This window comes from Micromonospora haikouensis, from assembly GCF_000876225.1.
In the GTDB taxonomy this organism is placed as follows: Bacteria; Actinomycetota; Actinomycetes; order Mycobacteriales; family Micromonosporaceae; genus Micromonospora; species Micromonospora haikouensis.
In genome coordinates, this window is sequence record NZ_JXSX01000001.1 from 2,491,788 (window position 1) to 2,512,999 (window position 21,212).

The 21,212-nt window shown below is 73.3% G+C and carries 18 protein-coding genes; 12 read left to right on the plus strand and 6 right to left on the minus strand.

Features of this window, described 5'->3' with window-relative positions; translation table 11 throughout:
- Positions 1-41: 41 nt before the first annotated feature.
- From TK50_RS10960 to TK50_RS10970, 3 genes are all read right to left on the minus strand, one after another.
- The gene (locus tag TK50_RS10960; RefSeq protein WP_082106249.1) at positions 42-1,652 is read right to left on the minus strand and encodes an MDR family MFS transporter; all 1,611 of its coding nucleotides are present in this window, start codon (positions 1,650-1,652) and stop codon (positions 42-44) included.
- 32 nt (positions 1,653-1,684) lie between these two features.
- Positions 1,685-2,281, minus strand: coding sequence for a TetR family transcriptional regulator (locus TK50_RS10965; protein WP_043962641.1), 597 nt, complete (start codon positions 2,279-2,281; stop codon positions 1,685-1,687).
- A gap of 75 nt (positions 2,282-2,356) precedes the next feature.
- A complete protein-coding gene (locus TK50_RS10970; RefSeq protein WP_052503682.1) occupies positions 2,357-2,782 on the minus strand; it encodes a MarR family winged helix-turn-helix transcriptional regulator in 426 nt (141 codons plus the stop codon).
- Between the two features lie 150 nt (positions 2,783-2,932).
- Between TK50_RS10970 and TK50_RS32105 the strand changes: the two genes are divergently transcribed.
- Positions 2,933-3,580, plus strand: a complete 648-nt coding sequence (locus TK50_RS32105; RefSeq protein ID WP_052503683.1) for a ferredoxin--NADP reductase — start codon at positions 2,933-2,935, stop codon at positions 3,578-3,580.
- A gap of 157 nt (positions 3,581-3,737) precedes the next feature.
- Here the strand turns inward: TK50_RS32105 and TK50_RS10980 are convergent, their stop codons facing one another.
- A complete protein-coding gene (locus tag TK50_RS10980) occupies positions 3,738-4,862 on the minus strand; it encodes an FAD-dependent oxidoreductase (RefSeq protein ID WP_043962643.1) in 1,125 nt (374 codons plus the stop codon).
- Positions 4,863-4,913: 51 nt separating this feature from the next.
- On the opposite strand from TK50_RS10980, the gene TK50_RS10985 reads away from it, so the two are divergent.
- Positions 4,914-5,615, plus strand: coding sequence for a TetR/AcrR family transcriptional regulator C-terminal domain-containing protein (locus TK50_RS10985; RefSeq protein ID WP_241773970.1), 702 nt, complete (start codon positions 4,914-4,916; stop codon positions 5,613-5,615).
- Here TK50_RS10985 and TK50_RS10990 read toward each other — a convergent pair.
- Entirely contained in the window at positions 5,596-6,507 is a 912-nt protein-coding gene (locus TK50_RS10990; RefSeq protein ID WP_043962646.1) for an oxidoreductase, read from the minus strand. The two genes, TK50_RS10985 and TK50_RS10990, sit on opposite strands and share 20 nt — an antisense overlap.
- A 124-nt stretch (positions 6,508-6,631) precedes the next feature.
- On the opposite strand from TK50_RS10990, the gene TK50_RS10995 reads away from it, so the two are divergent.
- The 5 genes from TK50_RS10995 to TK50_RS32110 all read left to right on the plus strand — a co-directional run bounded on the left by TK50_RS10995 (position 6,632) and on the right by TK50_RS32110 (position 12,556).
- Positions 6,632-7,498, plus strand: coding sequence for a helix-turn-helix transcriptional regulator (locus tag TK50_RS10995; RefSeq protein ID WP_043962647.1), 867 nt, complete (start codon positions 6,632-6,634; stop codon positions 7,496-7,498).
- Positions 7,499-7,676: 178 nt separating this feature from the next.
- Positions 7,677-8,957, plus strand: coding sequence for a poly(ethylene terephthalate) hydrolase family protein (locus TK50_RS11000; RefSeq protein WP_043964279.1), 1,281 nt, complete (start codon positions 7,677-7,679; stop codon positions 8,955-8,957).
- A gap of 80 nt (positions 8,958-9,037) precedes the next feature.
- Positions 9,038-10,153 (plus strand): ricin-type beta-trefoil lectin domain protein, encoded by a 1,116-nt coding sequence (locus TK50_RS11005; RefSeq protein WP_043962648.1) that lies wholly within the window; start codon positions 9,038-9,040, stop codon positions 10,151-10,153.
- Positions 10,154-10,356: 203 nt separating this feature from the next.
- Entirely contained in the window at positions 10,357-10,719 is a 363-nt protein-coding gene (locus TK50_RS33640; RefSeq protein ID WP_144420210.1) for a CATRA system-associated protein, read from the plus strand.
- On the plus strand, positions 10,697-12,556 hold the full coding sequence (locus tag TK50_RS32110) for a CATRA conflict system CASPASE/TPR repeat-associated protein (RefSeq protein ID WP_052503684.1): 1,860 nt from the start codon (positions 10,697-10,699) through the stop codon (positions 12,554-12,556). The genes TK50_RS33640 and TK50_RS32110 overlap by 23 nt, the downstream gene beginning before the upstream one ends.
- An 85-nt stretch (positions 12,557-12,641) precedes the next feature.
- On the opposite strand, the gene TK50_RS11015 is transcribed toward TK50_RS32110, so the two are convergent.
- Positions 12,642-13,952, minus strand: coding sequence for an AfsR/SARP family transcriptional regulator (locus tag TK50_RS11015; RefSeq protein WP_043962649.1), 1,311 nt, complete (start codon positions 13,950-13,952; stop codon positions 12,642-12,644).
- A 135-nt stretch (positions 13,953-14,087) separates the two neighbouring features.
- Here TK50_RS11015 and TK50_RS11020 point away from each other — a divergent pair, with 135 nt between their 5' ends.
- From TK50_RS11020 to TK50_RS11040, 5 genes are read left to right on the plus strand one after another with little or no spacing between them, the layout of a single operon-like run.
- The gene (locus tag TK50_RS11020; protein WP_043962650.1) at positions 14,088-14,486 is read left to right on the plus strand and encodes a CATRA system-associated protein; all 399 of its coding nucleotides are present in this window, start codon (positions 14,088-14,090) and stop codon (positions 14,484-14,486) included.
- Entirely contained in the window at positions 14,464-16,038 is a 1,575-nt protein-coding gene (locus tag TK50_RS11025; RefSeq protein WP_043962651.1) for a CATRA conflict system CASPASE/TPR repeat-associated protein, read from the plus strand. Before TK50_RS11020 ends, TK50_RS11025 begins: the two co-directional genes overlap by 23 nt.
- Before the next feature lie 60 nt (positions 16,039-16,098).
- The gene (grpE, locus tag TK50_RS11030) at positions 16,099-16,785 is read left to right on the plus strand and encodes a nucleotide exchange factor GrpE (RefSeq protein ID WP_052503685.1); all 687 of its coding nucleotides are present in this window, start codon (positions 16,099-16,101) and stop codon (positions 16,783-16,785) included.
- A 52-nt stretch (positions 16,786-16,837) separates the two neighbouring features.
- Entirely contained in the window at positions 16,838-18,511 is a 1,674-nt protein-coding gene (locus TK50_RS11035) for an Hsp70 family protein (RefSeq protein ID WP_043962652.1), read from the plus strand.
- 4 nt (positions 18,512-18,515) lie between these two features.
- Entirely contained in the window at positions 18,516-21,212 is a 2,697-nt protein-coding gene (locus TK50_RS11040) for a SaeA-related protein (RefSeq protein WP_043962653.1), read from the plus strand.

The following is a 21,212-nucleotide window of genomic DNA, read 5'->3' on the forward strand; positions in this document are numbered from 1 at the left end:
GGCCAGCGTAGCGTTTGTTGACATGTCCCCTGGCCGCCCGCTCAGGCCGGGAGGGCCGGCGCGGGCGCCACGGGCCGTGCGGCGTGGTCCGGGCCGGTCGTGGTGTCCGCGCCCGTCTCGGCGTGGGTGGCGGCGAGCTTCTTCTCGGGCAGCAGCAGCGCCAGCACCAGACCGGCGGCGAACAGGGGGATCAGGTAGCCGAACACCGGCGTCAGCGCGTGCTGGTAGGCGGCCACCACGGCGTCCTGCACCGCGGGCGGCAGCGAGTGCACGGCCGCCGGGGTGAGCGAGTCGGTGTTGCCGACCGCGCCGGCCGCGTCGCCGGAGAGCCGGAGGGCGAGCTGGTCACTGAGCCGGCTGGTGAAGATCGCCCCGACGGCGGCGCTGCCGAGGGTGGCCCCGATCTCGCGGAAGAAGTTGTTCGCCGAGGTGGCGGTGCCGACGGCGGCGGCGGGGAAGTCGTTCTGCACGGCGAGCACGAGGTTCTGCATGATCAGGCCGAGTCCGGCGCCGAGCAGGAGGACGTAGCCGCAGACCACCCAGAGCGAGGTGTGCACGTCGAGGGTGGACAGCAGCAGGGCCGCCACGCCCAGCAGGACGGTGCCGATGATCGGGTAGATCTTGTAGCGACCGGTCCGGCTGATGAGCTGCCCGGAGGGCAGGGCGGTGCCCATGATGCCGACGACCATCGGGATGAGCAGTAGGCCGGATTCGGTGGCGCTCACCGCGTAGACCATCTGCAGGTAGGTCGGCAGGTAGACGATGACGGCGAACATGCCGACGCCGACGGTGATCAGGCTGAGCAGGGTGGCCAGGTTGAAGATCCGGCTGCGGAACAGCCACAGCGGGATGATCGGCTCGGCGGCCCGGCGCTGCGACAGGAAGAACAGCACCCAGCCGAGCGCGGCGCCGGCGGCGAGGCCCAGGATCAGCGGATCGGTCCAGGCGTACTGCGTGCCACCCCAGACGGCGACCAGGACGGTGGCGCTGACCGAGGCGGCCATCAGGGTGATGCCGACGTAGTCGATGGAGACCCGGTTGCTCCGGCGCGGCAGGCGCAGGGCGAACGCGCAGATCGCCAGGGCGACGGCACCGACGGGCAGGTTGATCCAGAACGCCCAGCGCCAGTCGGCGTGGTCGGTGAAGTAGCCGCCGAGCAGGGGCCCGACCACGGAGGAGAGGCCGAAGACCGCGCCGATCGGGGCCATGTAGCGGGCGCGCTGCCGGGGCGGGACGAGGTCGGCGATGATCGCCTGGGAGGTGATCATCAGGCCGCCGCCGCCGAGCCCCTGCACCGCCCGGCCGATGATGAGCATGGTCATGCTGGAGGCGGCGCCGGCGATCAGGGAGCCGGCGAGGAAGATGCCGATGCCGCCGAGGAACAGGGCCTTGCGGCCGATCAGGTCGCCGAAGCGACCGTAGAGCGGCATGCCGATGGTGGCGGCGAGGATGTACGCGGTGGTCACCCACGCCATGTGGCTGACCCCGTTGAGTTCGCCGACGATCGTGGGCAGCGCGGTCGACACGATGGTCTGGTCGAGCGAGGAGAGCAGCATGGTGGCCATGAGGCCGGTGAAGATCAGGGCGAAGTGCGGCGGGAGGGTGAAGGAATCACGCTCCCGGGCCGCGGTGGGCGCTTCGGTGTCGGTCATCGGGGTCTCCGGGTCTCCGGGTAGGGGTGAGGTCAGCGGCCGAGCAGGGTGCGCAGGGTGGTCACGGCGCGCTCGACGTACGGGACGGGGTCGTCGTCCTCGCCGCTGGTGAAGTTCTCCATGCCGGTCCTGATGGCGGCCATCGCGAGGCTGGCGATCAGGCGGGGCATCTCGTCGTGTGGCTGCTCGCCGGTGCGCGCGGCGACGGTCACGGCCAACTGCCGTTGGAATCCCTCGAAACCGGCGAGCATGGCGGCGAGGACCGCGGGATGTTCCTGGCCCAGGGCGAACATCGCGTGCAGCGCACCGCGCTCGGGCGGATGGCGGGCCATGTCGCGCAGGAGCAGGGCGATCAGGTCCAGGAGCACGTCGCCCGGGTCCGCGGGCCCGGCGGCGGCGAACGCCGTGACGTCCTCGTCGGGCGGCATCGGCGGCATCGCGATGACCGCCGCTTCCTTGCTGGGGAAGTAGTTGAAGAAGGTCCGGGTGGAGACGCCCGCCTCGGCGCTGATCATCTCCACGGTCACCTTGGCGAAGCCCCGCTCGCCGGCGAGCCGCAGCGCGGCCTCCTGGATCTCGCGGTGCGTCTGACGGCGGCGTCGCTCGCGTAGTCCCTCGGTCCTGGTCATGCAGCCAATGCTGCACTCAGTGCAAAGACTTCACCAACTGCATGTTGTGCGCGTCACGCATCGGGCTGGCCGACCTCACGGATGGTCGGGGCAGGCCGACTCCGTGAGCGGGTTGCCGGCCGACATCGCCGTCAGGATCCGCCGCAGGTGGTCGCGGTCCGTGTCGGTCAGGGATCCGAACAGCGCCTCGCTCATCCGGTCGATCGACGCGTGGACCTCCGCGACCGCCGCCCTGCCGTGCGCGGAGATGGTGACGATGTGCCGGCGGCGGTCGGCGGGATCGCGGCGGCGCTCGACCATGCCGTCGCCCTCCAGGTCGTTGAGCAGGCCCACCAGCACGCTGGCATCGACGTTGAGCTGCTCCAGCAACTCCTGCTGCCCGGCGGCGCCCCTGCGTTCCAGGAACAGCAGGACGTTCGCGTGCCGGGGTCGCAGCCGCGACGACGCGAGCTGGCGTTGCAGGAGCTCCCGGGCTCGTTCGCCGGCCTGCGAGAGCAGCACCGGCAGGGGGATCCCTGGCTCTGGGTTCGAGGCGGAGGTCACGCCACGAAAATACCATTCCGCTGACCATCGGCGTGGTTGGATAGTTGTGAAACCTCAATGATCTGCTACGTTGAACGAAAGGCGTCCTGCCGCACCCCAGGAGGAGTCATGGGTCTTCTCTCGTCCACCCCGCTCAAGTTCGCCGACCGCTGGACGGAGGACGACGGCGTGGCGGTCTTCGCGTTCACCCCCACCAGGCCCTTCCGGCACATCGCCGGACAGCACGGCCTCTTCGCCGTCAAGGGCGGGGGAGCCAAGCCGTTCTCCCTGGCCTCGGCGCCGGAGGACGACCAGGTCGTGCTCGCCACCAGGCTCGACTCCGGCAGTCGGTTCAAGAAGGCGCTCGCGGCGCTGCGACCCGGCGACCGGGTCACGATGCGGGGCCCGATCATGAAGTTCACCCTGGACGGGGCCGGCGACGACGTCGTCTTCCTCGCCCAGGGGGTGGGGATCACGCCGTTCCGCTCCCTGCTGCGCCACATCTCCGCCGCCGGGCTCGGCGTCCGCAGCACGCTGCTGCACGTCGGGGACGGGCACGCGTTCAAGACCGAGACGGAGCAACTCGCCAGCGACGCCCGCTACCACCGGGACCGCGAGGGCTTCGCGGTCGACCTCAAGCAGGTCGCCACGAACGCCCCCGCCGCCACCTACTACGTCTCCGGAGTGCCGCAGTTCATCGCCGAGACGAGCGCCGCGCTCAAGGACCTCGGCATCGGGCGCAAGCAGATCCGCAAGGACAACTTCCGCGGCTACTGACGGCCCCGCCGGCACCCCGGCCAGGTGAAGCGGCCGGGCGGCCGGCGCGGCACCACGACCTTCGTTCGAGGGCTGCCCGCCGCGCACCGGGCCGCGCGCCTGCTCGACGCCACCCGCGCCCGAGCATCCACGCGCCGGGTGCGCTCGGCGCGGCCGGTCAGCCCGCGGATGCGGGCTCGGCGGGCCGTGGGGTGAAGAAGCGGACGATGTCGTCGGCTGCGGTGGGGGACAGCATCATCGCCTGGACCCGGGCGCACATCTCGGCGATCGGTTGGATCCTGGCGAACATCGCCTCCTCGTACGCCCGGATCGCCGCGTCGGGGTCGGTGGGGTCGGCGGCCAGCGCGGCGGCGAGTTCGGCCGCGTCCAGCATGGCCTGGTTGGCGCCCTCGCCGACCGGCGGCATGAGGTGCGCGGCGTCACCGACGAGGGTGAGGCCCGGCCGGTGGGCCCAGCGGGCGTCGGTGGGCATCGTCTCGATGCGGCGCGGCAGCGGTGGGCTGTCGCTGGCCTCGACGAGCGCGGTGAGCCGGGGGTGCCAACCGTCGAACAGGTCCAACAGCGCGCGCCTGCTGCGGTAGTGGGCCAGGGGGCGGTCGTCCGCGCGCAGGGAGATGCCGACCCGGATGCTGCCGTCGCCGAGGCGTTGTGCCGACAGGACCCGGTTAACGCCGATGCACCAGAAGTTGCCGGGGCCGACCAGCTCGGCGATGTCGGGGTGGCGGCGCTCGGCGTCGCTGATGCCCAGCTCCACCACGGTGGCCACGTGGGACAGCCGCGCGTCGGTCAGCAGCGGCCGGACGACCGAGCGTGCGCCGTCCGCGCCGACGAGGACGTCGCAGCCGGCGCGGTGGCCGTCGGCGAAGGTCAGCTCGAACCCTCCGACGGATCGTGGCGTCGCCGCGACGAGTTGGCGCTGCCAGGCCACCGTGCCGCCGGGGAGCGAGTCGAGCAGCAGGTCACGCAGCACGCTGCGGTCGATCTCGGGGCGTCCGGAGAACGAGCCGGGCGACGGCCGGTGGTGGACGAGGGTGCGCCCGGCCGGGTCGAGGATGCGGTGTTCCTCGCCCTCCGGCCGCGCCGCCGACCGGAAGCCTCCGGCGAGACCCGCTTCGGCCAGCGCCCGTTGCCCGGACTCCGGGTGCAGGTCGAGCGAGCCGCCCTGCGGGCGCGCGGATCGGCTGGCGTCGCGTTCGTAGACCACCGCGTCGATGCCGTGCCGGTGCAGGATCCGGGCCAACGTCAGGCCGCCCATACCGCCACCCACGATCGCCACTCGCATCGCCAGCTCCCTTACCGTACGCTGTATCTTATGGATACACCGTACGGTAGCGTGCCGTTGCCCGTTTGGGAACGGCCCGAGCCTCAACCCCGGGCGGCCTCGGTGGCGCTGAGCCGCGCGAAGATCGCCGACGCGGCCATCCGGATCGCCGACGCGGACGGCCTGGACGGGCTGTCGGTGCGCAAGATCGCCAAGGAACTCGGTGTCGGCCCGATGCGCCTCTACGACTATGTGATCAACAGATCCGAGCTGCTCGACCTGATGGTCGACACCGTGTATTCCCAGATCGCCGAGTTCGGCCACCACCCCGGGTGGCGCGACACGGTGCTGGCTGTCGCCCACCGGACCCGCGCCGCCGCCCTGGAGCACGAGTGGTTCGTCGACCTGCTCGGCGCGCGACCGCACCTGGGCCCGCACGCGCTCGCCGTGGGCGAGGCGAACGCGGCGGCGCTCAGCCAGGCCCCCGGCGTGCGCGGCGTCGACGATCTCCAGCGGGCCCTGGGCGTCCTCAACGCGTTCCTCGTCGGGGCGCTCCGCCGGGAGATCACCGAGCGCCGCACCGCCCGTTCCACCGGCACCGACGTGTCCGCCTGGCAGGCAGCCCACGGGCCCTACCTGACCCGGATGCTCGCCACCGGCCGCTATCCCACCGTCGCCCGGCTCGTCGTCGACGGGGCGCACCTCGACGCCGAGGAGACCTTCCACCGCAACCTGGCCGCCATCCTGGACGGCATCACCGACCCGGGTAGCTGACGCCGGTCAGCTCCTCGGCCGCCGCCCAGAGCCGCTTCCCGGTCGCCGGGTCGGCGGCCCCGCGACCGAGCCGGGCCTCGGCGACCGGCCCCCACGTCTCCCACAGCCGGGCCGGCCCGAAGAACTGGCCGCCCCGCACGCCGGGTGCCGTCGCCGCGTGCAACTGCGGCAGCGCGCCCTGCTGCACCGACTGGGTGGTCAGCAGGCCGAGCCACGCGACCGCCCGCCCGGCCCGGCCCCGGTGGGCCCAGGCGCGCGGGGTCAGGTTGGTGCGGGTGAGCCCGGGATGCGCCAGCACGCTGACGACCGGCGACCCGGCGGCGCGCAGCCGGCGGTCCAGCTCCACGCCGAAGACCGTGGCGGCGAGCTTGGACCGGCCGTAGGCGGCGGACCCCCGGTAGTTGCGCTCGTACATCAGGTCGGCGAAGTCGAGGCGCGCGGTGCGGTGGGTGAGCGAGCTGAGGCTGACCACCCGGGCCTGCCGCGCCGCCGCCAGGCTCTCCAGCAGCAGGCCGGTCAGCGCGAAGTGCCCCAGCAGGTTGGTGGCGAGGTGCAGCTCGAAACCGTCGGCGGAGGTGCGGCGGGGGCCGAGCAGCACCGCACCGGCGTTGTTGACCAGCAGGTCGATGCGCGGGTGGTCGGCGACCAGCTTCGCCGCGAAGGCGCGTACGGAGGCGAGGGAGGCCAGGTCCAGCTCGCGTACCTCGGTCTCGCCGCCGATGCGGCGGGCGGCCTCCCGGCCGGCGGCGGTGTCGCGGACGGCGAGCACGACGCGCGCGCCGTGGCGGGCCAGCTCGGTGGCGGTGACCAGGCCGAGGCCCGAGTTCGCGCCGGTCACGACGGCGACCCGGCCGCGCTGGTCGGGAATGTGGTCGGCGGTCCATGCGGTCATCTGCGGCTCCTTGAAGCGTCGGTGCGGCAGACGCTAGGCGCGGCGCGGCGCGGCTCCGGCGTTCCCGGTTGCCTAGGTTCGCCGGACCTACCGTCGGCGGTCCGGGCCGCGCCACACTGGCGGCATGAGCCATCCGTACGCGCGTGAGCTGGGCGACTTCCTGCGCGCCCGGCGGGGCCGGCTGCGCCCGCGCGACGTCGGCCTGGAGCCGGGCGGACGGCGCAAGGTGACCGGGCTGCGCCGCGAGGAGGTGGCCCTGCTGGCGGGGCTGAGCACCGACTACTACCAGCGGATGGAGCAGGGCCGGGAGGTGCGCCCGTCCGACGACGTGCTGGCCGCGATCGCCGGTGCGCTCGGCCTCGACGAGCGGGAACGCCGGCACCTGTTCACGCTGGCCCGCGCCGCCCGCCGGCCGGTGCCCGCCCGCGTCGACCACGGCCCGGAGCGGGTGCCGGAGGGCACCCGGCGGCTGCTGCGGGTGCTGGACACCCCGGCGGTGGTGCTCGGCCGGCACCTCGACCTGCTCGCCTGGAACCCGATGGCCCAGGCGCTGCTCGGCGACCCGGACGGCTATCCGCCCGAGCGGCTCAACATGCTGCTGCTGATGTTCGACGACGCGCTGACCGGGCAACGGAGCTGCCCGGACTGGGAGCGCCAGGCCCTCGACTACATCGGCATGATGCGCGTCGCCGTCGCCGCCGACCCCACCCACCCGCGTGCCACCGCGGTCGTCGGCGAGCTGAGCATCCGCAGCGCCGAGTTCCGCCGGCTGTGGGCCCGGCACGACGTGCGCGAGTCGGTCAGCGGCACCAAGACCTTCCGTGTGCCGGAGGTCGGCGACATCGTCCTGGACTGGGACACGTACCCGCTGCCGGGCAACCCCGGCCCGGTCCTGCTGGTCTTCACCGCCGAGCCGGGCAGCGCCGACGCGGACCGGCTGCGGCTGCTGGCGTCGCTGCGCGCGACCCGCCCGGAGCCGTCGTCGCGCTGACGGCACGGTCCCGAGCGGCCGAAACCGTGCGGATTAATTGACCGACATGAATCACGGACGTAATGTGAGCGATAACATCGCGAGCTCGCGTGCGGGCCTTGCCTGATCGAAGGAGGAGCCGGTGAAGCTGCCGACAGACACGCCCTCGCCGCAGGGGCGCGGGGCCCGTGCGCGTTCCCTGCCCCGGTCGGGCATCGTCACCTGGCTCGCGGTCGGGCTCGCGGCGGTCCTCGGCCTGACGATGGCGATGACCACACCGCCCGCGGCGGCCGCCGACAACCCGTACCAGCGGGGCCCGGACCCGACCCTGGCCAGCGTGGCCGCCAGCCGGGGCCCGTTCGCCACGACGCAGGCGACCGTGCCGCCGGGCAACGGCTTCAACGGCGGGTACGTCTACTACCCGACCGACACCAGCCTGGGCACCTGGGGCGCGGTGGCGATCGTCCCCGGCTACTCCGCGCTGTTCGCCAACGAGGAAGCCTGGATGGGACCCTGGCTGGCGTCCTTCGGGTTCGTGGTGCTCGGCATCGAGACCAACAGCCGCACCGACGGGGCCGACGCCCGCGCCACCCAGCTGCTCGCGGGGCTGGACTATCTCACCCGGTCCAGCCCGGTGCGGGACCGCGTCGACCCCAACCGGCTCAGCGTCATGGGCCACTCCGCGGGCGGGGCCGGAACCCTCCTCGCCGCGCTGCGCCGGCCGTCGCTGAAGACCGCCGTCGGCCTCGCGCCCGGTGCACCCGGCAACAGCCTGAACATGTCCACCACCCAGGTGCCCACCATGCTCATCTCGGGGCAGAACGACGGCACGGTCACGCCGTCGTACGTGCAGGGCATCTACAACACGCTGCCGGCCTCGGTGGAGCACGCCTGGGCGGAGCTGGCCGGCAACGACCACCTCTCCTTCACCCGGCCGAACCCCACCGAGATGCGGATCCTGATCCCCTGGCTCAAGATCTTCCTGGACAACGACACGCGGTACACCCAGTTCCTCTGCCCGCTGGCGGACAGCACCGGCGTCTCGCGCTACAACTCCACCTGCCCGCTGGTGCCGCCGGGCGGGCCGACGTCGCCGCCCACCACCCCGCCCACCAGCACGCCGCCGCCCACGGGCCCGCCGACGAGCACCCCGCCGCCGCCGACGACCACCCCGCCGCCCTCGGGCGCCGCCTGCACGGCGACCTACCGCACCGTCGGCTCGTGGTCCGGCGGCTTCCAGGGCGAGGTCACCGTGACCGCCGGCAGCGCCGCCATCAGCGGGTGGACCGTCCGCCTGGACCTCAGCGGCGGGCAGAGCATCAGCCAGGTCTGGAACGGCACCCTGAGCACCAGCGGCTCGACCGCGACCGTGCGCAACGTCTCCTACAACGGGTCGCTCGCCGCCGCCGGCTCGACGACCTTCGGCTTCCTCGGCTCCGGCACGCCACCCGTGCCGACGCCGACCTGCACCAGCCCGTGACGGCGACGTGCACCGGTCCGTGACGGCGACGTGCACCAGCCCGTGACCGACGACAGAGATTGATCCAGGGAGAGGAATCCATGCGAACGAGGGCAAGGTGGCTCGCGGCGCTCGCCGCGTTCGGGGTGGCGGTCGCCGGAGTGCTGGCGGCGCCGGCCGGCCCGGCCAGCGCCGAGTCCAACGGCGGGGTGCGCGTGATGCCGCTGGGCGACTCCATCACCGAGGGCACCCAGGTGCCGGGCGGCTACCGCATCGGCCTGTGGCAGCGCCTCGCCGCCGGCCGCTACACGGTCGACTTCGTCGGGTCGCAGTTCAACGGGCCGGCCAGCCTCGGTGACCACGACCACCAGGGGCATCCCGGCTGGCGCATCGACCAGATCGACGCGAACATCGTCGGCTGGCTGAACACCCAGCGGCCGAAGAGCGTCCTGCTGCACATCGGCACCAACGACATCCTGCAGAACTACAACGTGAGCACCGCGCCGAACCGGCTTTCCAGCCTGATCGACAAGATCACCAACACGGTGCCCACGGCCGAGGTGTTCGTCGCGCAGATCATCACGCTGTCCAACAGCAACCAGGCGGCGGCTGCGCGTACCTTCAACGCGGCGATCCCCGGCATCGTGCAGAGCAAGGTGAACGCCGGCAAGCGGGTGCGCCTGGTCGACATGCAGAGCGCCCTCACCACCGCCGACCTGATCGACGGTGTCCACCCCACCGCAGGCGGCTACGACAAGATGGCCGCCCGCTGGTACGCCGCACTGCAGTCGGTGCCGGGCAGCATCGGTGACCCGGGCACCGGCACCGGCCAGGGCACCGCCCTCGTCGGCACCCTGTCCGGGCGGTGCGTCGACGTCCCCGGCTCCACCACCACCAACGGCACCCAGGTGCAGTTGTGGGACTGCCACGGCGGCGCCAACCAGCAGTGGACGTACACGTCCGGCAAGGCGCTGACCGTCTATGGCAACAAGTGTCTCGACGCGGCCGGCTACGGCACCTCGCCGGGCACCCTGGTCACGATCTACGACTGCCACGGCGGGGCGAACCAGCAGTGGAACGTCAACTCCAACGGCACCATCACCGGTGTGCAGTCCGGCCTCTGTCTGGACCCGTACAACCTGGGCACCGCCAACGGCACGAAGCTCGTGCTGTGGACGTGCACCGGCCAGACCAACCAGCAGTGGAGCCGCCGATAGCGTGACGGGGCGGGCGGCCTTCGGGGGAGGGCCGCCCGCCCGGCGGGCCGGACGACGTCGGTCGGTCCCGTGCCCGCGAACCGTTCGCCGGTGCGTGCGTCGAGCGCCGGTCCAACGGCGTTTCCTCCGGGCCGATCGATCCGATGTCCCGATCCGGACTGCCCTTCTTGGACTGAGCGGAGCGGAACTAGGATCGGGCTGTGATGGATCGCCCAGAGCGGGAGGCGTCCGCCGCGCGCCTCGACCCACGAATGATCAGAGATTTGATCTCGATGCTGCGGGAAGCGCAGGGTTGGCGGCTCACCGACGGGAAGTGGCAGGAAGTGGGCCGCCTGGTCGAGGACGTGGAGAAGGCCCTCGCTGGCGGGGACGACGCCGCTCTGCGTCGGGTGATCGACACTCTGGAAGTGGCCGGGGAAGTGCGCATCACGCGGATAGGCGCGTCGACGCCGCAACCCGTCCCGCCGCGGTTACGTGATCGACTCAATCGTCTCGTGCACCAGTTGTCGCCGCCGTCCGGCGGCCGCGCCGGAGGGGCCGCTGGTGACCGACCATCCCGTCGTTGAGCAACAGCTCGTCGTGCACCGCTTCCTCCCGGCCGACGGACCACAGGCCGAGGCCGCCGGCGAGGAGTTGCGCGAGCTGTGGGCCGCCTGCCGACGCTCCTTCGGAATGACCGGCCCGATCCACGGCACCAACCTGCCGGCCCACCTGCCCGAGGTGCTGGCCGCCGGGCGGGGCGGGCCCGAGGAGGCCGCTCTCGCCGCGCAGGAACGGCCCGACAGCGGATATCAGGCGATCCTGCGGCGTTGCCACGACGTGCTCGACCTGTCGGTGGCGCTGGCGCCGCGGGTGGTCGACGCCGATGGGCGGGTCGTCGTCGATCCGGCGGCGGGTGAGCCGGCGCTCTGGTGGGCCGACCTGGACCGGCGCTGGCAACTGGCAACCGCGGGCCGGTCCGGGGCGGCGCTGGGTGAGGCGGTGCTCTGCGTGGCGGTCGTCGCGGGCTCCGTCCCGGTGGACGGGGCCGGCATCGAGCGGCTCGGCCGCCAGTTGGCGCCGTTCCTTCCCCCCGAGCAGGAGGACGACGGCTGGCCGTCGAGCGGTGTGCCGGTCGACGATGGGCTGGTGGTCTGGGAGACGACACCGAGGCAGGACGGGCGCGTCCGGCGGCGCTTCCTGATCGTCGGGGGAGAGCGGGCCCAGGGCTCGCTCAGCGCCTGGCTCTGGTCGGACGGCGGGGTGTGGCTCCCGCCGCTGGCCCGCTATCTGTTGCACGCGGGCAAGATCCACTATCAGCTCCGGGTGTGGCGGCGGGACCGTGACCCGCATGGCCAGGCGGACGGGGCGGCCGCCGCAGCCGGCGAGCTGCGGCGGGTGCTGGGCGCCCCGGAGACCGCGGGCGGCGCGGCGTCGGTCGGCCCGCTGGCCGGCTCCGAGCTGGCGGCGGTCCGGTCCGAGGAGTTGGCGGCGGTGTTGACCAGCACCGCGCTCCGGCAGATGCGCCGGACGGTGGAGGTGGCGACGGCGAACATGACCAGGGTGCCCGGGCTCGGCGCAGGACGGGCCGACGGGCACGGCCCGTTCGCCGACGATCTCGCGCTGGCGGGGTGGTTCGCGGAGCAGCTCGCCGACGACGACGCCTATCTGACCGTGGACGCCGAGCGGGCGCGCCGGGTCGGCGAGATCGGCCTCGGGCTGCAGGCCGGAGCCGGGCCGCCGACGGCACCGGTCGTCGCGGCCTCCGTCTCCCCGGCCGCGGCAACCGGGGCGGCGGGCAGCGGCGCGCTCGGTCGGCACGCCGACGCCGGCCGGGAGGCCGGCCCCGCGACGAGGCGCGGCCCCGCCACCCACCCCGAGGTGGCCCGCCGCGTCTTCGTCGTGCACGGCCGCGACCACCAGGTCCGCGACCGGATGTTCGACTTTCTCCGCGCGCTGGACCTGCGTCCGATGGAGTGGGAGCCGCTGGTCACCGCGACCGGCAGCACCGCACCCTACCTGCGGGACGTGGTGGGCTGGGGGGTCACCCACGCGCAGGCGGCCGTCGTGTTGCTGACCCCCGAGGACCAGGTGAGCCTTCATCCGGATCTGAGGCTGCCCGCCGACACCAGCGCCGAGGCCCAGCCCGGCCTGCAGGCCCGCCCCAACGTGCTGCTGGAACTGGGCATGGCGTTGGCGACCTATCCGGATCGGACCCTGGTGATCCAGGTGGGGGAGACCCGGCCGGTGGCCGACCTCGGGGGGCTCAACTTCATTCGGCTCACCGACAGCCCCGACTGCCAGCGCAAGATCGCCTCCAGGCTGCGGCAGGCGGGCTGCGCGGTGGACGACACGGGATCGGACTGGCTGGCCCCCGGGCGCTTCGCCGGGCTGGAGGCGTACCACCGGCACGCCCGGTCGTGACCCGCGGCCGCCCGGCACGGTCCGGCCGGCGGGCCCGTGCCGGGCGGGCGCGCGACGACGCCCGGCGTCCCGGCCCGGCGCGGGCTCACAGCTGGCGGAGGAAGGCCGCCACGTCGAGGATGTCGACCTGGCTGACGTCGGCCGGCCGGAGCACGATCCGTAACTCCGGGCAGAACAACCGTTGCCGGGACCGGTCGACGTAGGACCGTAGAATGATCTTGATTAGCTCCTCCCGGCCGACCGGTGGGAGCCGGGACAGACCCGAGCCGATCAGTGGCATGGCGAGAACGCCGAGCTGCCCGTGCCGCTCGGCGGCGTCCCAGACCCGGTCCAGGCTGACCCGCAGCTCCGCGAGGCTGGACTCGGCGACAAGGTCGTTGCCCATCCGGCTGTACGCGACGCCGAAGATCCGTCGGCGGGGCTGACGGAGCACGGCCACCGTCCCGACGGGATAGCGGATCAGCTTCCCCCGGCGTTTGGCCGCCCGGGTCTCCGTGTCCACCTTCGGCGCGTCGGCGAGCGCCCGCCGAAGCTCCCGATCCAGCCAGGCGCGGTCGCCACCGTATTCGCGTCGCAGCAACTGCCCCTGCACGCTGTCGCTGTTGATCACGATGTCGCCGGTGGTCGAGGTGTCGAAGGTGTCGCTGAACCCGACCACGAGATGCGCGTCCTCCTGCCCGAACAGGTCGCCGGTCAGGATCCGTACGGTGGTGCGCGGCGAGGTGAAGACCCGTTGGACGACGTTGCGGGGCAGCGCCTGAGCCTCGCGCCGGATGCGGTCCATCAGCTCGGCGAGCGCGGCGTCGTCGGGCCGCTCGGCCAGGAGGCCCTGCCCGAACTCGAACGCCCGGTCCCACATCCCGACGTCGCGGTAGGCGTGCAGCAGGGCTCGTTCGGCGGCCTCCCTGGCCTCCCTGAGCTGCTCGATCGTCCGCCGCGCGAAGGGGAAGCTCTCCGCGTCGAAGAGCGGGCGTCCGGACCAGAGCGCGAGCGCGTCGGTGAGGGTGTCGATCGCGGTCGCCGGGTCGGCGTGGTGCGAGCCGTGGACGAGCCGGCGGAACCGGAAGACGTCGACCTGGTCCGGGTCGATGACCAGGCGGTAGGCCGACGTCCGGCCACGCTCCGTGCGCAGGATCTCGGACCGTTCGCCGGGGCGGAGCGGGTCGAGGAGCTTCCGTAGTTCGAGGATCCGTTTCTGGACGAAAATCTTGCCCGGTCTGTCGACCGGCCCGCTCCGGGGCGCCCAGACATCGCGAAACAACTCGTCGACCGTCAACGGCTCGCCGGCCGCCAGCAACAGCCGGATCAATACGGTCGCGGTGGTGGGTGGAAGCGGCGTGGCGACGCCGTCGAGTTCGATGGTCGTGCGCCCGAACAGTCGCACCCGAACTGCCATCCGCGCCCTCCCCGGCCATTTTCGACAGGCCACCACGGTAGAGAACACGTTCACCGGAAGCAAACCGGAAGCGGTCGGTAAGCCGACATTCAGCACTCCGGGACTTGTTGCGGAAGCGATGCCGCTGATCAGCTGATGTTGCTGATGAAAGGCTGTTTTGGCGGGTCCGAAAGGTGCGTGGTGGTGGCGGGTCGAGAGGTCGACGAGGAGCACATTCTATGCGAACTCCAGGGGGTGCTGACCGATCTGCTGGAGCAATTCCTGCCAATGGCCAGTTGGCAGCGGATCGAGTTGCTGGTAATCGCTGCCGATCGGGCGTTGTCCTGCGGCGATCTGATCGAACTCGCTCGGCAGTCCGCCCTCATCGAAGCGTCGTTTGCCGTGCGGGCCACCCCGTTGGGCACCCAGCCGAGCCAGCCCGCACCGTACCAGCTGCGCGAACGGGTCGCCATCCTCATCCACCGGGCGGACCAGTGGCGCGGCCGGGGGAATGACGACGGGGGGCGGGTGGATGCGCGCCGCACCGCTGACTGATCGCGAACTGGTGGCGCACGTCTTCGTTCCGCTCACCGGGCCGCACCACCCGCACGGTCACGCCCATCTCGCCCAGGTGTGGCGGCGCTGCCGGGAGCTGCTGGCCATCGTGGAGCCCACCCCGCTCGGCCTGCCGACCGACCTGCCGGGCGATGTCGACGACCTGCCTGCGCGGGACGGCCCGGTCGCGGCGGCCCGGCGCAACGGCGGCGGCGTCCATGAGATGTTCGCCTACCGCCGGCACGACATGCTCTGCCTGTCGGTCGTGCTGGCCCCCGGACAGGCGACGAGCTGGCCGGCGCTGGAGGCCGACTGGGCGCGCGCCCGGGGCGGGGAGCACCCGGCGGTGCTGGGCGAGGTGCGGCTCCGCCTGGCCCGACACCGGCGTTCCCGGTGGGGTTCCGCAAGCGCGACCGCCCAGGCGTACGCGTCGCTGCGCGCCGCACTGGACGGACCCGACCGGCCCGGGCCGGCGCAGGGCGCGTCGGGCCGGCGGCTGCCGCCCGGGGCAGACCGGCCGTCGCCGGGGGTGGCCGTGACGCCCGGCGGGTTCGTGGTCTGGGAGGCGTCGGGGCTGCCGGACGACCGCCGGCTGCGTCGGCTCGTGGTCGTCGCGCCGAAAGGTGCCGATGAGCAGCTCAGCGAGTGGGTCTGGAGCAGCGGCCGGGCCGAACCGGCGACGCTGACCCGGTACCTGCTGTACGCGGCGATGGCCCGCTACGAGCTGCGGGTCTGGTCCGCCGGGCAGACCCGGTCGTTGCCCCACCAGGTCGACGCCCGGCTGGCCCGGCTGCTGCCGCTGCTGGACGAGGCCGCCGAGGAGGACCAGCCCGACCCGGCGCAGTGGGACCGGTACGCCCGCCGGCTCGGCCGGCTGGTCGCGGACGAGGCGGGACTGCTGGACGCGGTCGCCGAGCTGAGCGGCCTGCGTCGCACGGTGCAGATCGCCGCCACCAACATGGCCACGCTCGTGCCGTCACCGGCCGGCGCGCACCGGGACGGCCCGTTCGCCGACGACCACGCGCTGACCACCTGGTTCGACCAGCAGCTCGACGATGACCTCACCTACCTGCGGGCGACGCTGGCGCGCACCACCAGCGTCGGCGTGCTGCTCGACCGATCCGTGCGGCGTTGGGAGGCCGCCCGGCGGGAGCGCTACACCCTGGCGCAGACCGCACTCGTCGGCGCGGTCCTGATGGTGCTGACCGCGATCCAGGCCCTGCGCTATCAGGTGCCGCTGCCGACCCGGGTCCAACCGGCGGTGGTCATCGGCCTCGGCGCGGTCGCCTTCTATCTGCCCCTGGCCGTCATCCGACTGGCCTCGGCGCGCCGGGGCGGCACCACGCTCGTCGAGCACCTGGCCCTGGCCGCGTTGGTCGCCACCGTCCTGTGGGCCGGGCTGGCCTGGCTCGCCGACGTTGTCCCGACGGGCTGGGCATGGGCCGCCGTGCTGGTGCCCGGCGCATTCCTGACGACCTGGCTCGCCCTGACGACCCGCCGCGCCTACCGCCGCCGACGGGCCGAACCCGGCCGTCGGTCCACGGCGGTGTGATCGACGACCCGCCGCCAGCCCAGCCCAGCACACGAGACCTCCGAGACGGATGGGGAGACCATGACGCAAGCCCTGTACGACAGCAGCGACCCGGCCGACGGACCGGCCGACGGTGGGCCGACCGCCGACGGCGACGAGGAGACCCGGTCGGTGCAGGAGGAACGGCCCGGCGGGGGGCCGGCCGAGGCCACCGCCGACCGGTTGTGGGAGATCAGCGCGGCGCTCGCCGCGATCCAGCACGAGCTCGCCCGACAGAACGAACGGGCGGCGGCCCGGGAGCGGGTCATCGACCGGCTGCACGAGGAGAACCTGCGGCTACGGTCCGGCGAGTACCGGTCGGTGACCCGGCCGCTCGTCACCGACCTGCAGAGCCTCCGCAACGACCTGCTGCGGCAGGCGGCCACCCTGAGTGACCCCGTGACGGTGCCGACCGTGGCGGAACTGCTCGGCAGCTTCGCCTACAGCATCGAGCTGACCCTGGAACGCGCCGGCGTCCAGGTGCTGCGGGCGACGGCCGGGACCCCGTTCGAACCGGGATCTCACCGGGTGGCCCGGGTGATCTGCACGGACGACCCGGCACGGGACGGCACGGTGGCCGAGCCGCTCGCCGACGGCTACCGGGACGTCGTCTCCGACCGGGTGCTGCTGCCCGCCTCGGTCGTCGTGTGCCGCCGGTCCGCCACCCCGATGCCGGTGCGCACCCCGACGCCGTCGGCGGCGGACGGCCCGGCGGACCCGGCGCACTGATGTCGACCAGCGAACCACCCCGCACGACGGCTTCGAGGACAAGGGGACAGAGATGACTGAGCAGCTCACCTACTTCGGCATTGACCTGGGCACCACCTACTCGGCGATCTCCTACATCGACGAGACGGGCCGCCCGACCGTGATCCGGGACCTCATCGCCGAGAGCGACACCATGCCCTCGGTGGTCTACTTCGAGAGCGCCGACAACGTGGTGGTCGGGGCGAACGCGCGCAACATGGCCCGGGTCGACCCCGAGCACGTCGTCGAACGGGTCAAGCGTCAGATGGGCCGGGAACGGCAGTGGGAGTTCTTCGGCGAGACGCACACCCCCGAGTCGATCTCCGCGTTGATCCTGCGCCGGCTCACCGAGTACGCCCAGGAGTACACCCAGCGCGAGGTGAGGCAGGCGGTGATCACCGTGCCGGCGTACTTCGGGATGCTGGAACGCGACGCCACCCGCAACGCCGGGGTGCTGGCCGGGCTGGACGTCCTCGGCATCGTGCCGGAACCGGTGGCCGCCGCGTTGCAGTACGACCTGATGGACGGGGCCGCCGAGCGGACCGTGCTCGTCTACGACCTGGGCGGCGGCACCTTCGACACCACCGTGATCCGGGTCGGCGCGGACGCCGTGGAAGTGATCTGCACCGACGGCGACCAGGAGCTCGGCGGCGCCGACTGGGACGACCGCCTGGCCCAGCACCTGCTCCAGGAGTTCGTCGCGGCGGCCGCGCCGGCCGAGGAACCGGCCGAGGACGCCCAGTTCATGCAGGACCTCTACCTCACCGCCGAGCAGGTCAAGCGGCAGCTTTCCCAGGCCACCTCGCGCACCGTCCCGCTGCGCTTCGCCGGCGCCTCCGCGATGATCACCATCACCCGGCAGACCTTCGAGGAGATCACCCGGGACCTGCTGGACAACACCATCGCCATCACCGACCGCACGCTGGACAAGCTCCGCGACAAGCTCGGCGGCGATCCGCGGCAGCTCGTCGACGAGGTGCTGCTGGTCGGTGGCTCGACCAAGATGCCCGCCGTGACGGCCCGGCTCGCAGAGACGTACGGCTGGCGTCCGCAACTGCACGACCCGGACCTGGCGGTGGCCAAGGGCGCGGCCCGCTACGCGCTCAGCCGGGCGGTCTGGCAGGCGGCCGACCCGGCGGCCGAGTCCGCCCCGACCGCCGAGGAGCGGGCCGAGCGGGTCAACGAACTGGCCAACCTGACCGGGCTCAGCGCCGAGTCCATCGCGGCGGTCTCCCACAAGCGGATCACCACCGTGCTGCCCAAGGCGTTCGGGGTGAAGCTGGTCGACACCGACAAGCCCGGCTGGGAGGAGGACACCGAGGCCGCCTCCTACGTCGCGCACCTGGTGCACGCCGACGACCCGCTGCCCTCCGGGCCGCACCCCCTGGTGGGCGGCACTGTGGTGGACAACCAGCAGGAACTGAAGATCGAGGTCTACGAACAGGCCGGCACGGTGGAGAGCGCCGAGCTGTTCGCCAACAAGGCGGTCGACCGTGGCGCGGGCACCATCACCGGGTTGCCGCCGTTGCCGCAGGGCTCCCCGATCAACATCAGCATGACCGTGGACGACAACGGCCTGCTCACCGTGCACGCCGTCGAACCCACCTCCGGCAAGGACCTGACCATCGCCGTCCGGGTCAGCGTCCTGTCCGAGGAGGAGATCCCCCAACTGCGGGCGAAGGTGTCGGCGATCTCGGTGAGGTCCTGAGCCGATGGAATTCGACCCGGCCCGGTACGACCGGGAGGTGATCGGCCCGTTGCGCGGGCGTCGGGGCCGGCTGCCCGACGGTGACCTCCGGGTGCGCTACGCCGTCGAGCCCGGGATGGACCGGGCGGCCCTCGAACAGCGGCTGCGGAAGGTGCGCACCTACTGGAACCAGAAGGCCAGCGGGCCGGCCGCGCAGGCGGCGACCGGGGTGTGCAAGCGGCTGCTCGCCGCCGACGAGGAGCTCAAGCGCACCGCCGGCAGCGCCATGCTCGACCCGGCCTGGTGGGAACAGCAGGCGACGGCGTACCGCCAGCGCGCCCGGGGCGCCCTCGACGGGCTGGTCCGTGACCTGCGCGATTCCTACGGCGGCTCGGGCCGGGTCACCCCGGGGCAGCTCGCCGCCATCGTCGCCCACCACCAGGCCACCTTCGACCACGACCAGCTCGACCAGGCGGTCCGCCAGGCCAAGCTGGTCGTGGTCGAGCCGGTGGAGCTGCCCGCCGACAGCGGGATGGAGCGGACCGCCTACCGCACCCTCACCGAGAACCTGGGCATCGCCGGGGCATCGACCATCGTGCACCTGCTCCACCCCGACCTGCGGGAACCGTTCCGGCTCTGCACCGGCTTCGCCGTGCCCGGCCGACCCGAACTGACGCTGACCGCCGAGGTGGTGCGGGCGCGCAGCGCCGCCGAGAACGCCGCCGCCGACTCGCCCGTGGTGCGGGCCCGCAAGGCGGCGCTGGTCGCGCTGCGTACCGCCGCCGACCGTGGCGTCGCGCTGGCCGGCATCGCGCTGTTCCAGGTGGCCGAGCAGGTGCGGCAGGGCCGGGCAGCCGGGCTGGCGGACCGGCTGCTGGTCCGCACCGCCGTCGATCTCGGTCTGACCCCGGAGGACGCCGAGCTGCTGGTGCTCAGCATGCCGGCCACCGTCTCCGCCACGACCACCCCGGCCGACCAGGTACGGGAGCTGCTCGGCCAGGGCGAGCTGCGCACCGCCGCGCAGCGGCTGGCCGCCGTACCGGCCGAGCACGCCGACCGGGAGACGCTGCGGCGGGAGATCGCCGCCGCCGAGCAGCGGGTCGCCGAACTGCTGGACCAGGTCGACCAGGCGCTGGCCGCCGACCGGGAGGAGGCGGCGGAGCAACTCCTGCGGCAGGCGCTGGCCGTCGCCGCCGACGACGCCGCCCTCGCCGCCCGGCTGCGCCGGCTGCGCCCCCCGCCACCGCAGGACCTGCGGGTGCATCCCGGCGCGCCGACGGTGCTGAGCTGGGCGCGGCCGGCCACCGAACGCACCGACCTGCGCTACCGGGTGGTCCGCGGCGACGGGGATCCGCCCGCCACCCCGCAGGCGGGAACGCTGGTCGCCGAGACCACCGAGCCGACGGCGGCGGACCCGGAGCCGCCGGTCGGCGCCCACTGCGGCTACGCGGTCTTCGCCGCGGGCGAGTCGGGTGCCTGGTCCCGGGCGGTGACCGCGACCGCTCTGCTCACCCCGCCGGTGGGGGAGGTGACCGTGCTGGCGACCCCGCACGAGGTCACCCTCGCCTGGCGTCCGCACCCGGCGACGGTCGCGGTGCGGGTGCGCCGGACCGAGTCCCGACGGCCCGGCTCCCCCGACGACGGCGTGCCGCTGCGCGCCGAGCTGACCGGGCTGACCGACACCACGGTCCAGCAGGGGCACGACTACCACTACAGCCTGGTCGCGGTCTACCGGGACCCGGCCGGCCGGCAGGTCACCTCGGCGATGGTGGTGGTCACCGCAGCACCGCGGCCCCGGGCCCGCCCGGTCGAGTCGCTCACCGTCGAACCGGTCCGGGCGGTGGGGAGCCGGGTCCGGGTCCGGCTCTCCTGGCTGCCCCAGCCCGGCGTCCGGGTCCGCATCCGTCGGGCCGATACTCCGCCGCCGTGGCCGGTCGGTGCCACGATCCACGAGCCGGCGCTCGACGGATACGGCGTCGAGGTCACCGGGGCTCCCGCCGACGCCGACGGCCGGCGCGTGCTGGAGGCCGACGTGCCCCAGGGCTTCCACGTCTACCTGCCGCTTGCCGTCGGCGGCGAGGGGACGATCGTCGGGCGGCCGGTCACCCAGGGCACGGCCGCGCCGGTGGAGCGGCTGCGCGCGCAGCGCGCCGGCGACCAGGTGGACATCTCCTGGGTGTGGCCGGACACGGTGAGCCTCGCCGAGGTGACCCACGCCCGCGACGGCTGCCCGGACGAGGTGTTCCAGGTCAGCAGGAGCCGCTACCTGCACGAGAAGGGTTGCCGGCTGACCGCCGACGACCGGCCCGCGCGGGTCGGCGTGGTCGGCATCGCGATCGGACCGGCGGGCCGGGCCCGGTCCCCGGCGGTCTGGTGCGACGTGCCGGGCCGCCCCGGCCGCCTCGCGTACACCGTCGAGCGGCTCGCGGGGCTGCGCAACCGGTTCTCCCCGCGCCGGGCGCTCGCGGTCACCGCCGAGCGGGACTGCGCCGTCGCGCACCTGATCGTGGTGGCGCGGGCCGGGCCGGTGCTGCCGGTACGGCCCGACCAGGGCCGCGAGCTGCTGCGCGTCTCCGACGTGGAGTTCGGGGCCGGGCAGACCCGGCGGTTCGAGTTCGACCTGCCCGGGGAGCTGCCCCGGCCGTACTGGATCAGGTGTTTCGTCGATCCCCCCTCCGGCGCGGTCCTGCGGGATCCGCCGGTCGACCAGTTGAAGGTGTGA